This window comes from Skermanella sp. (assembly GCF_059503625.1).
Genome location: NZ_JCACHA010000768.1, coordinates 1 through 9,918, shown reverse-complemented (window position 1 = coordinate 9,918; position 9,918 = coordinate 1). Strand labels below are relative to the sequence as shown.

Sequence of the window (9,918 nt, the reverse complement as noted above, 5' to 3'; positions counted from 1 at the left end):
GCCGCTTCGCTTCGGCACGACCTACGAAGTGTGAAATAGTATATCTATAACTCCCACCCTACCGCTGATCGCGCCGCCACTGTTCGCCGAAGTCGGAGGCGAGCTGGCGGAGGCCGGCGGCTACGGCGCCGGCGTGGCCGCCCCGGGGGGTGCTCAGGAGCATGCCGCGGTCCCAATAGAGGATCTGGACCGTCTTGCGCTGCTGAGTGGACGGCAATGTCAGGGTATGGGCCGACTGCGCCTTCAGGCTCAGCCACGTCACGCAGAGGGACGAGCTGTCGCGGAGCGTCGCGATCGTCGGGATCAGGTAGACGCCGGGAGTAATGGTGGTGAAGGGCTGGGCTTGGGCCAGCAGCTCGGTCCGGAGCCCGGCGGCCTGGACGGTGAGCTGGATCGCCTCGGCGACCAGGGGCTCGGTCAGGCCGCATTCGGCGTTGGCGGGGTTGGCGGCCAGATCGACCGGCATGACCACCGCCATGTTGACGCCTTCCAGGACGGCGGTCTCGCGTCCCGGTGACTGCGCCTGGGCGCCGGGAAGGACGCAAGACAAGGCCAGCAGCGCCGTGGCGCAGATATGGGTCAGCCGGCGCAGCGGCCTTCCGATCGCGATCTGCTCCCTGGCGCCATTCTGTTCCCGGCCCTGCTCAGTCGTCACGGTGGGTCCGTTCGAGCCGTTCGTGCCGCTCCTGCGCCTCAAGGCTGAGGGTCGCGATCGGGCGGGCCTCCAGACGGCGGATGCTGATCGGGTCGCCGGTTTCCTCGCAGTAGCCGTAACTCCCGTCCTCGATCCGCATCAGGGCGGCGTCGATCTTAGAGATCAGCTTCCGCTCTCGGTCGCGGGTCCGCAGCTCAAGCGAACGGTCGGTCTCCAGCGAGGCCCGGTCGGCGATATCGGCTTCCTGAAGCCCGCCTTCCTGAAGGCTCTGAAGGGTTTCCTCGGATTCCTGAAGGAGTTCCGAACGCCACTTCAGCAGCTTGCGACGGAAATATTCCGTCATCTGGGGACTCATGAACGGCTCGTCCTCGGACGGCCGGTAATCAGGCGACGGAATTGGTGATGACATCCTCTAACACCCACCCCGGATGGCTGCCGAAACGGCGCGGAGTATATGGATCGATACGCCCCTCCGCAACTGGCGCGGATGGGTTTGCCGACAGGATACAAGCCCTTGGAAAAGCGGCAAAATCCTGAGGGGATGAGCTACCCTCTAGGCGACAACTTGGCAAGCTCCACCTGCGCCCTAAGGTCGATTTCGTCCAGAATCTCCACTAAACGGGGGTCATCGACTTCCTCCCGGCGGCTTTGGACCACCTGGGACAGCGCATTCAGCCGCGACTCCGGCAATCCGCCGGCCAGGAGGGCGTGGCGGATCTCGTCGAGGCGATCCAGCAGGTCTTCCGCCCGGGCCTTGGCCTTGGACGGACCGCTGGTCGAGTCCTCGACTTCCTGAAGGTTCAGCAGCGGGTTGACCGCGCCGGCCGACTGGGCGCCGTTGACGCCGGCGGCGACCGCCTCGTCGGAACCATGGAGCGCGCGGGCGAAGGCGCCGGCCAGGCTGCCGTTGGAACGGCCGGCGCGTTTTGCCGCACCGCCTTTGTTCAGAGACCCCGGACCTTCGACTTTCATGGCACCATAGCTCCAAAACTGATGCCAAATAGTCGTCGGACCTGACTTAACACTCGGTTAACGAGCAGTATGCACGGCAATAATTGCCGTGGCGGGCCGGCATCCCTTGCCGATGGGTATCGGATGGATCGTCGCGCGAACCGCCGCGGATAGGGCTTCGGCAAGTTGGCACGCAATTCGCTTGTAAGGCAGATGACCGTATCAGGAGCCGACACGCCATGACCCGAACCCATCCCCTCGCCACCGCGATTCGCACGCTGCTCCGGACGCTCGTCCCGGTCTCGGCCGCCGGCATGGTGGCCTTCGGCGTCATGACCGCATTGGTCCCCGCAACCGCCGGGGCCAGTTCCCGCATCAAGGACATCGTCGATGTCGAAGGCGTCCGCGAGAACATGCTGATCGGCTACGGCCTCGTGGTCGGCCTGAACGGCACCGGCGACAGCCTGGGCAACTCCCCCTTCACCGAGCAGAGCCTGATCGGCATGCTGGAACGGATGGGCGTCAACACGCGCGGCCAGTCGATGAAGACGAAGAACGTCGCGGCCGTCATGGTGACCGGCACCCTGCCGGCCTTCGCGGCGCAGGGCAGCCGGATCGACGCCGCGGTATCGGCTCTCGGCGACGCCAAGAGCCTGCTCGGCGGCACCCTGCTGGTCACCCCGATGCTGGGCGCGGACGGCGAAGTCTATTCGGTGGCCCAGGGGCCGCTGGCGGTCAGCGGCTTCAGCGCTTCCGGCCAGGGCGCCTCGGTGACCAGGGGCGTGCCGACATCGGGCAGGATCTCCGCCGGGGCCATCGTGGAACGCGAGATCGAGTTCTCGCTGGCGGAACTGCCGGTGCTGCGCCTGTCGCTCCGCAATCCCGATTTCACCACCGCGCAGCGGGTGGCGCAGGCGATCAACAGCGTGTTCGGCGCCAATACGGCGCGTCCGACCGATCCGTCCTCGGTCGTGGTCACGGTCCCGCAGATGCGGCGCGGCGACATCGTCGGGCTGATGACCGAGATCGAACAGCTCCGGGTCACCCCCGATCAGGCCGCCCGCGTGGTGATCGACGAGAAGTCGGGCGTCATCGTGATGGGCGAGAACGTCCGGATCAGCACGGTCGCCATCGCCCAGGGCAACCTGACCATCCGGATCACGGAGAACCCGCAGGTGTCGCAGCCCAACCCGCTGGCCAACGGGCAGACCGTCGTGACGCCGCAGACCGACATCCAGGTCGACGAGCAGTCCAACAACCGTCTCGCCATCATGTCCAACGGCGTCAGCCTTCAGGAACTGGTCGAAAGCCTCAACGCCCTGGGCGTCGGTCCGCGCGACATGATCAGCATCCTCCAGTCCATCAAGGCCGCCGGCGCGCTCCAGGCCGAAATCGAGGTGATGTGATGAGCGCACAGGTGTCGATGCCCCCCCTTTCCACCCCCGGCGTGTCCGCATCGGACCTCGCCTCCGGGGCAGCCGCCAAGGGCAAGCTCCCGAAGGCGCATCTCGACGACAAGGCGATCGACAAGGCGGCGAAGGAATTCGAAGGACAGTTCGTGTCGCAGATGCTGACCCAGATGTGGCAGGGCATCGAGACCGACGGGTATTTCGGCGGCGGCAACGGCGAGGAGATGTTCCGCGGCCTGATGATCAACGAATACGGCAAGCAGATCGCACAGAGCGGAAAGCTGGGCATCGCGGACAGTGTCCGGAACGCCATGCTGAAGATGCAGGAGGTTTGAACCATGGACGCTACCACAGCCGTTATCGAAACCTGCCAGACGATGGAAGCCTTCACGGCCCTGATGGAGCGGGAAACCGAAGCCGCCGGCGCCATGCGCCTGGAGGACGTCACCCGGATTGGCGACGCCAAGACCGCGCTGGGCAAGAAGCTGGACCACCAGATCCTGGTCCTGCGCCACAACAAGGCGGTCATAGCGCAGCTGCCCGCCGAGTTGCGCCAGCGGCTCGGCAGCCTGTGGGAACGCCTGGATGCGGCGGCCGAAGCCAACCTGTCGGCGCTGAAGCGGGCCGAAGCCGCCACGAGGCGGGTGATCGACATCGTGGTGGACGTGACGAAACAGAAGCAGCAGCAGGGCGCCATCAGCGGATACGGCAGGCCGACCGCCCGCTACCCGCCGGGCGGGGAACCTCACCCGATGTCGGGGGCGGACAATACCCCGCTGTCACCGACTATCGTGCCGCGCTGACATGGAACGGGCGGGACGCTTCGGCGTCCCGCCCGTTCCATGTCAGCGCGGCAGACAGTGCCGGGCCCAGGCAAGAGGGACTGGGTAAAAACTACCGGCACAGCTTCGATTGCACAGCCGATCGCGCCGCCACTTGCCCAGGCGGCCGGCCGGATCTTCAACCGGACCAACGGATCATGAAGTGGCCCACGGATTGCTAATGCTGATGATGCATAGCCAGCGAGGAAGCCGTGGAAATCACTCAAGCCAAACCGGTGCCGCAGACGGCATCGACCGGAAGCACCGGCGCCAGCGTCGCCGGAGCGTTCGGCAGCGAAGCCGGAAACGACGGCTTCCTCTCCCTGATGAACAGTTTCTTCATGGGCGAAGGCGATGCCGAAGACACCGCCGCATCCGAAGCGCCCCCGGCCGGCGGCCAGGGAACGCAAGCCGCATCCGCGATCCCCGACGGCATCCTCAGCCTGATGGCGCCGGGCCTCTTCTCCAACATGCTCGTCCAGCCGCAGCAACCCGCTTCGGGCGATACGGCCGCCGGCGACTTGGAGGAGACCGCGATGGCAGGCCCCGCCCCGGCCCCCGCCGCCGGTCCGGCTCCGGCCCTGACGGGCGGCGCGCCGCTCCAGGCTCCCGAGGGCCCGCCCCCCGGCCAGTCGGCCAAGGGACCGGCGCCAGCGCCGGGGAGCGGCGGACCTGCCGCCGGCGGAGAGGACGCCGGGATACCGACCGACGCCATGAACTCCGATGCCGACGCGCAGATCAGCGAGGAAGACCTGGCGAAGCTGGTGGCCGAAGGCAAGGCGAAGGTCGAGGCGCGCCAGGATGCGAAGGCAAGCCAGCGCGCGGCACAGGCGGAGCAGTCCAGAACGCGGGAACACGCCGCCGCGACCGGCACGGACGCTCCGGCGCCACTCACGGCGACGGTTCAGACTACCGCCGGGCAGACCGCAACGGGCCAAGCTGGGGCGGGCCAGACGGCATCGGTCCAGGCTGCGCCGGCCCAGGCTGCGCCGGCCCAGGCTGCGATTGTCCAGACTACGACGGCCCAGACTCCGCCGGCTCAGGCTGCGCCGGCTCAGGCTGCGCCGGCTCAGACTGCGACAGTCCAGACTACGGCAGGCCAGACTACGGCAGGCCAGACTGCGGCGGGCCAGACTGCGGCGGGCCAGACTGCGGCAGGCCAGACCATCGCGGAGCCGGCACCGGCTGATGTCAAGGCCGGTCCGAAACCTGCCGCCGCGACCTCCGTGGATCCATCCGCCGACCCCAAGGCGCAGACGAGTTCCGCCCGAACTGCCGATCCGGCGGCGGATGCCGACATGGCGCCGGCTGCCGACAGCCTGTCGGATGCCGAAAACGCCGGGACGGGAACCGACGGCTCCGGTCAGGATGGCGAGACCCATGGCGGCCGGCAGGCCCAGCAGCATACCGACCGGATCGGAAAGGCGGCCGAGCGGAATGCCGCGCAGCCGGAAGGGGCGAATGCTGCCCGGCCGTCGGATCCCGCCACCGGCATCGAGACCGAGAGCCGCGGAGGCGCTTCGATCAGGACGGTGCCGGGCTTGGCCGGCGATGACGGCAAGCCCGCCATCAAGGAGCGCGGCACCGAAGCCGGCCCGTCCTTCGAGGATGCGCTGGCGAAGGTCAAGCCGGTCCACAAGGAGCCGGAAGCGGACGGCAGCCTGGGCGTGCAGGCAGCCTCGCAGGGGACTGCCGAAGCGGAGGCGACCGAGCGCGCGGCGGCCCCGCACGGCAGGAGCACGGCACAGCACGGCGCCGCCGCCGACCAGGTTTCGGTCCAGCTAGGCAAAGCCGTACCCGGCAAAAATGACCAGATGATCATCAACCTAAAGCCGGTCGAACTGGGCAGCGTCGAGGTGAAGCTGGATTTCGGGGCCGACGGCCGGGTCCAGGCTTCGATCATGGCGGAACGGCCGGAAACGCTGGAGATGCTCCAGAAGGATCACCGGGCGCTGGAGCGGGCGCTGAACGATGCCGGCCTTCAGACCGATGCCGGCAGCCTGAGCTTCAACCTGAAAGGTCAGGGCCAGGGCGGAAATCAGCGTCAGTTCGCCGGTTACAACCAGCCCGGCGGCGGACGTGGCAAGGGTCTTGCAGGGATGAATATCGAAGGGCCGGCGATACCGGATTTTGCCGCCCCCCAGTACGGCGCCTCCGGCGCCAACCGCAGCCGTCTCGATATCCGCATCTGAGCGAGCACCAGGAGAACCACGATGACGACGATCAACACCGCCGCTCAGACCGCGGCCACCACGACGGCCTCCACCACCAAGACCACCGGCTCCAACGCCACCACGACGACGAACGCTTCCAGCGCCAAGCTGACCCAGGACTACGACAGCTTCCTGAAGCTGCTGACCACCCAGTTGCAGAACCAGGACCCGCTGTCGCCGATGGAGTCCACCGAGTTCACCAACCAGCTCGTCCAGTTCAGCCAGGTCGAGCAGGCCATCAGCCAGAACAGCAAGCTGGATAAGCTGGTGGGCTTGCAGAACAACAACCAGACGCAGGCGTCGCTCGGCTTCATCGGGCTGGATGTCGAAGCGACCGGCAACGCCTTCACCTATGAGAGCAAGCCGGTGAAGATGTCCTACACCCTGCCGGAAGCCTCGACCTCGACGAGGATCCAGATCAAGAACGAGAAGGGCGTCACGATCCAGACCCTGGACGGAGCGCGCACGACCAACCGGCAGGAAGTGACCTGGGACGGCAAGAAGGCCGACGGCAGCGTCGCCGAACCCGGCACCTACAGCATGACGGTGATAGCGCCCAAGGCCGACAGCAAGCTGATCACCGCCAAGACGACCGTATTCGGCCGCGTCTCCGGGATCGAGGCCGGCAACGGCGTCACGACCCTGATGATGGGCAAGGTGCCGGTCAAGATGGAAGACGTCATCAACGCCCAGCTGCCTGCCGCCGCCTGAGCCGATACCGCAACGACCGTCACACCATAATAGGCCGCCTCCGCCCAGATGCGTAGAGAGCCGCCGCAGACAAGACCGAGGAGAGTATCATGAGCCTGTTCGGATCCCTTTTCACCGGTGTTTCCGCACTGAGCGCGCAGAGCCAGTCGATGGGAATGATCTCCAACAACATCGCCAACGTCAACACGACCGGCTACAAGCGGAACGAGGCGAGCTTCTCCAGCCTGGTCACCCAGGCCGGCCGCAGCACGATCTATTCGCCGGGCGGCGTCCGCGCCTCCACCGAGCAGACCGTCAACCAGCAGGGCACGCCGCAGCAGACCGCGTCGACGACCGATGTCGCAATCTCCGGCTCCGGCTTCTTCGTGGTCCAGCAGAGCCCGACCGGTAGCAGCACGCAAGAAACCCTGTACACCCGCGCCGGCTCCTTCTCGGAGGACGAGAACGGCTACCTGCGCAACGCCAACGGCTTCTACCTGATGGGCTGGGAGATCGGCGACGACGGTGAACTTGTGGACGCCACCGCCGACGTGGCCAGCCTGACCCCGGTGAGCGTCGGCTTCGAATCCGGCCGGACCAAGCAGACCACCCAGGCCGACGTCGTGCTGAACCTGGATGCGCGTCAATCCACCGCTGCCGGAGGCCCTCATTTCAGCCGCAGCATGACCGTCTACGACTCACTTGGACAAGCTCAGCAGTTGAAGCTCGACTTTACAGCGCTTACTGGGCAACCAAATCCAAGCACTTGGTCCCTTGTGATCAGCGACCCAAATAATGGACAATTTGGAGATCCTGCGGTCAATAGCATCTCTACGCAACTTGTCTTTGGATCGGATGGAAAAATCGACAAGACTTTGACCGAAGGTTTGGCTATAAATGATGGTACCATAGAGCTCAACTCTGATGGTGATCTTGAGTTGGGCCTTACTGACATCAACTGGGCAAACAACTCGGATGCTACTCAAAGCATCAACATTGACATCTCAGGCCTGACCCAGTCGGCGTCCGATTACAGCGTTGGGACGATCAACCAGGACGGCGCCGAACTGGGGCTGCGGACCGGCATCGCGATCGATACCGACGGCAATGTGGTCGCCAGCTTCAGCAACGGCCTGACCCAGAACCTGGCGCGTATTCCGATCGCCACCTTCACGAACCCCAACGGTCTTCAGGAGCGTACCGGCAACGTCTATATCCAGACCAGCCAGAGCGGCGCCTACAACCTTCGCGACGCCGGAACCGCGGGAGCTGGCAATATCGCCACATCCTCGCTCGAAGCCTCCAACGTCGATCTGGCCGACGAGTTCTCCCGCATGATCATCACCCAGCGGGCATACTCGGCCGGCACCAAGATCATCAGCACCACCGACCAGATGCTGACCGAACTGCTGGGCCTGCGTTAACGGGCAGGCCCGTCCCAACCCCGGCGGCCTGACGCGACAGGGCCGCCGTGACCGGGATGATGCGAAAAACAGAAGCTATATACTGTTCATGGGTTCGCGAGGTGCTACTGTGCCCTCCGGTCGAACCATCCTTGTACGGGTATCCGCAGTGTCGTTGAAGATTCGCTTGGCGCCGGAAGAACGCATCGTCGTAAATGGGGCATTGATCCAGGCCGATGGCCGCTGCACCCTGATCTTCCTGAATAACGTTTCGTTCCTGACCGAAAAGCACATCATGCCGCCGCAGGCCGCGACGACGCCGGCGCGGCGCATCTATTTCATGATCCAGAACTCTTATATGGCGACCGACCAGGAAAGGCCGCCGCTGCTGACGACGCTGGAAAGCTTCATCGACGACTTCTTCCAGGCGACGACCATCGACGCGATCAAGGAAACCCTGGAGTCGATCCGTCAGTTCGTGGCGCGCGGAGAGTATTACCAGGCGCTGAAGCTGGCCGACGCCGTGATGAAGCACGAGGACCGGTTTCTCAACCAGCCGAGCTGGCAGGACAGCCGCAAGGCGTGACGGCAAGCCGCCGCGATCAAACCGGCTGAGTCAAACCGGCAGGGTCACTTTCGCCGGGTCACACCGGCAAGGGTTCGATCGGGCCGTGACGGAAGGGTATCCAGTCCTTTTCTTCCGAGCGCCAGCGCAGCCCGTAGGGTGATTTCAGGAAGATCCGCTCGGGCGGATCGCCGCCCTCGCGCAGGGTGCGCTCGACATCGACGAGTTCGGAGGTGCTGAACAGTGCAGCCCAGTAATCTGCGGGTGACGGGTCCGATCCCAGCGTTCCGGCACGCTCGCGCGCCGTTTCACTCAACTGCCACGCTTCCTCGACCTGCTCGTAGCTCATGCTGAGCCCTCCCGCCTTGCGTACCGCTATCGATCAGCGGGGAAGATGCCGCGCCCGCGTGCCGGGGTCAAGCCGAACCCCATGGACCAGGGTTTGCGCCCGCCCCCGCCGGGAGAAGCCGGGAGAGGCGTTGCCATGATCGGGCAGTTGCTGGCGATGGCCCAGTGGCATCAGGCCGGCGGACGGGCGGGCGAGGCGGAAGCGCTGTACCGGCGCGCGCTGGACATCGAACCGCTGGCGGCGGCGATCCACCGGGGACTCGGGACTGCCCTGGAAGACCAGGGGCGGATCGCCGAGGCGGAGGGCTGCTACCGCCGCTGCCTGATGCTGGCGCCTGAGGACGCCGACGGCTGGTGCGGCCTGGGCATGGTGCTGCGCCGGCTGGCGCGTCCCGCCGACGCGGTCCCGGCATACCGCCGGGCGGTGCTGCTCGATCCGGGCTTCGCCGAAGCCCGGTTCAACCTGGGAAACGCCCTGACGGCGCTGGGCCGTTTCGACGAGGCAATTTCCGCCTACCGGGCAGCTCTTGCCCAGCGCACGGCCGACGCCGAGATCCGGTGCAATCTGGGCAATGCGCTGCACCAGCGCGGCCGGATCGGCGAAGCGGCCGCGGCTGCACGAAGTGCCCTGGCCTGCCGGCCGGATCATGCGGCATCGCTGATAAACCTCGGCAACGCCTTGACCGAACAAGGGCGGTTCGACGACGCCGTCACTCAGTTCCGCCGCGCGCTGGCGGTGAAGCCCGGCGATCCCGCCGGCCCGGCCGGTGCGGGAATGGCGCTTCGCCAGCAGGGCCGCGTCGAGGAGGCCACGGCGTCGTTCCGTCAGGCATTCCGGCTGGGCGGCGATCCGGGGCTCGAGG

The 9,918-nt window shown here is 66.1% G+C and carries 13 protein-coding genes; 9 read left to right on the top strand and 4 right to left on the bottom strand.

Annotated features, from left to right (window positions below):
• Positions 1-58 precede the first annotated feature (58 nt).
• The 3 genes from AC5JJ6_RS26825 to AC5JJ6_RS26815 all read right to left on the bottom strand — a co-directional run bounded on the left by AC5JJ6_RS26825 (position 59) and on the right by AC5JJ6_RS26815 (position 1,627).
• The gene (locus AC5JJ6_RS26825; RefSeq protein ID WP_496045002.1) at positions 59-655 is read right to left on the bottom strand and encodes a hypothetical protein; all 597 of its coding nucleotides are present in this window, start codon (positions 653-655) and stop codon (positions 59-61) included.
• Positions 645-1,064: an RNA polymerase-binding protein DksA gene (dksA, locus tag AC5JJ6_RS26820; RefSeq protein ID WP_496045001.1), complete on the bottom strand. Its 420-nt coding sequence runs from the start codon at positions 1,062-1,064 to the stop codon at positions 645-647. The genes AC5JJ6_RS26825 and dksA overlap by 11 nt, the downstream gene beginning before the upstream one ends.
• Before the next feature lie 137 nt (positions 1,065-1,201).
• Entirely contained in the window at positions 1,202-1,627 is a 426-nt protein-coding gene (locus AC5JJ6_RS26815) for a flagellar assembly protein FliX (RefSeq protein WP_044437567.1), read from the bottom strand.
• A 218-nt stretch (positions 1,628-1,845) separates the two neighbouring features.
• Here AC5JJ6_RS26815 and AC5JJ6_RS26810 point away from each other — a divergent pair, with 218 nt between their 5' ends.
• The 8 genes from AC5JJ6_RS26810 to AC5JJ6_RS26775 all read left to right on the top strand — a co-directional run bounded on the left by AC5JJ6_RS26810 (position 1,846) and on the right by AC5JJ6_RS26775 (position 8,728).
• The gene (locus tag AC5JJ6_RS26810; protein WP_496045000.1) at positions 1,846-3,012 is read left to right on the top strand and encodes a flagellar basal body P-ring protein FlgI; all 1,167 of its coding nucleotides are present in this window, start codon (positions 1,846-1,848) and stop codon (positions 3,010-3,012) included.
• A complete protein-coding gene (locus tag AC5JJ6_RS26805; RefSeq protein WP_496044999.1) occupies positions 3,012-3,350 on the top strand; it encodes a rod-binding protein in 339 nt (112 codons plus the stop codon). The genes AC5JJ6_RS26810 and AC5JJ6_RS26805 overlap by 1 nt, the downstream gene beginning before the upstream one ends.
• 3 nt (positions 3,351-3,353) lie before the next feature.
• Positions 3,354-3,818 carry a hypothetical protein gene (locus AC5JJ6_RS26800; protein ID WP_496044998.1) on the top strand — a complete coding sequence of 155 codons (465 nt, stop codon included), beginning with the start codon at positions 3,354-3,356 and terminating at the stop codon, positions 3,816-3,818.
• A gap of 741 nt (positions 3,819-4,559) precedes the next feature.
• On the top strand, positions 4,560-5,621 hold the full coding sequence (locus AC5JJ6_RS26795; RefSeq protein WP_496045004.1) for a pentapeptide repeat-containing protein: 1,062 nt from the start codon (positions 4,560-4,562) through the stop codon (positions 5,619-5,621).
• Positions 5,504-6,028 carry a flagellar hook-length control protein FliK gene (locus tag AC5JJ6_RS26790; protein WP_496045003.1) on the top strand — a complete coding sequence of 175 codons (525 nt, stop codon included), beginning with the start codon at positions 5,504-5,506 and terminating at the stop codon, positions 6,026-6,028. Before AC5JJ6_RS26795 ends, AC5JJ6_RS26790 begins: the two co-directional genes overlap by 118 nt.
• Before the next feature lie 21 nt (positions 6,029-6,049).
• Entirely contained in the window at positions 6,050-6,760 is a 711-nt protein-coding gene (locus tag AC5JJ6_RS26785) for a flagellar hook assembly protein FlgD (RefSeq protein ID WP_496044997.1), read from the top strand.
• An 89-nt stretch (positions 6,761-6,849) separates the two neighbouring features.
• Positions 6,850-8,163, top strand: coding sequence for a flagellar hook protein FlgE (locus AC5JJ6_RS26780; protein WP_496044996.1), 1,314 nt, complete (start codon positions 6,850-6,852; stop codon positions 8,161-8,163).
• A gap of 148 nt (positions 8,164-8,311) precedes the next feature.
• Positions 8,312-8,728, top strand: coding sequence for a flagellar biosynthesis repressor FlbT (locus AC5JJ6_RS26775; protein ID WP_496044995.1), 417 nt, complete (start codon positions 8,312-8,314; stop codon positions 8,726-8,728).
• 58 nt (positions 8,729-8,786) lie between these two features.
• Here AC5JJ6_RS26775 and AC5JJ6_RS26770 read toward each other — a convergent pair whose 3' ends face one another.
• Entirely contained in the window at positions 8,787-9,056 is a 270-nt protein-coding gene (locus AC5JJ6_RS26770) for a hypothetical protein (RefSeq protein WP_496044994.1), read from the bottom strand.
• 135 nt (positions 9,057-9,191) lie between these two features.
• On the opposite strand from AC5JJ6_RS26770, the gene AC5JJ6_RS26765 reads away from it, so the two are divergent.
• Positions 9,192-9,918: tetratricopeptide repeat protein (locus AC5JJ6_RS26765; RefSeq protein WP_496044993.1), on the top strand; the 727-nt coding region annotated here is incomplete at its 3' end.

Coding starts and splice junctions, on each gene's coding strand:
- dksA (WP_496045001.1), bottom strand. CDS start 1,064: ATGTCATCACCAATTCCGTCGCCTGATTACCGGCCGTCCGAGGACGAG.
- AC5JJ6_RS26815 (WP_044437567.1), bottom strand. CDS start 1,627: ATGAAAGTCGAAGGTCCGGGGTCTCTGAACAAAGGCGGTGCGGCAAAA.
- AC5JJ6_RS26810 (WP_496045000.1), top strand. CDS start 1,846: ATGACCCGAACCCATCCCCTCGCCACCGCGATTCGCACGCTGCTCCGG.
- AC5JJ6_RS26805 (WP_496044999.1), top strand. CDS start 3,012: ATGAGCGCACAGGTGTCGATGCCCCCCCTTTCCACCCCCGGCGTGTCC.
- AC5JJ6_RS26800 (WP_496044998.1), top strand. CDS start 3,354: ATGGACGCTACCACAGCCGTTATCGAAACCTGCCAGACGATGGAAGCC.
- AC5JJ6_RS26795 (WP_496045004.1), top strand. CDS start 4,560: ATGCCGACGCGCAGATCAGCGAGGAAGACCTGGCGAAGCTGGTGGCCG.
- AC5JJ6_RS26785 (WP_496044997.1), top strand. CDS start 6,050: ATGACGACGATCAACACCGCCGCTCAGACCGCGGCCACCACGACGGCC.
- AC5JJ6_RS26780 (WP_496044996.1), top strand. CDS start 6,850: ATGAGCCTGTTCGGATCCCTTTTCACCGGTGTTTCCGCACTGAGCGCG.
- AC5JJ6_RS26770 (WP_496044994.1), bottom strand. CDS start 9,056: ATGAGCTACGAGCAGGTCGAGGAAGCGTGGCAGTTGAGTGAAACGGCG.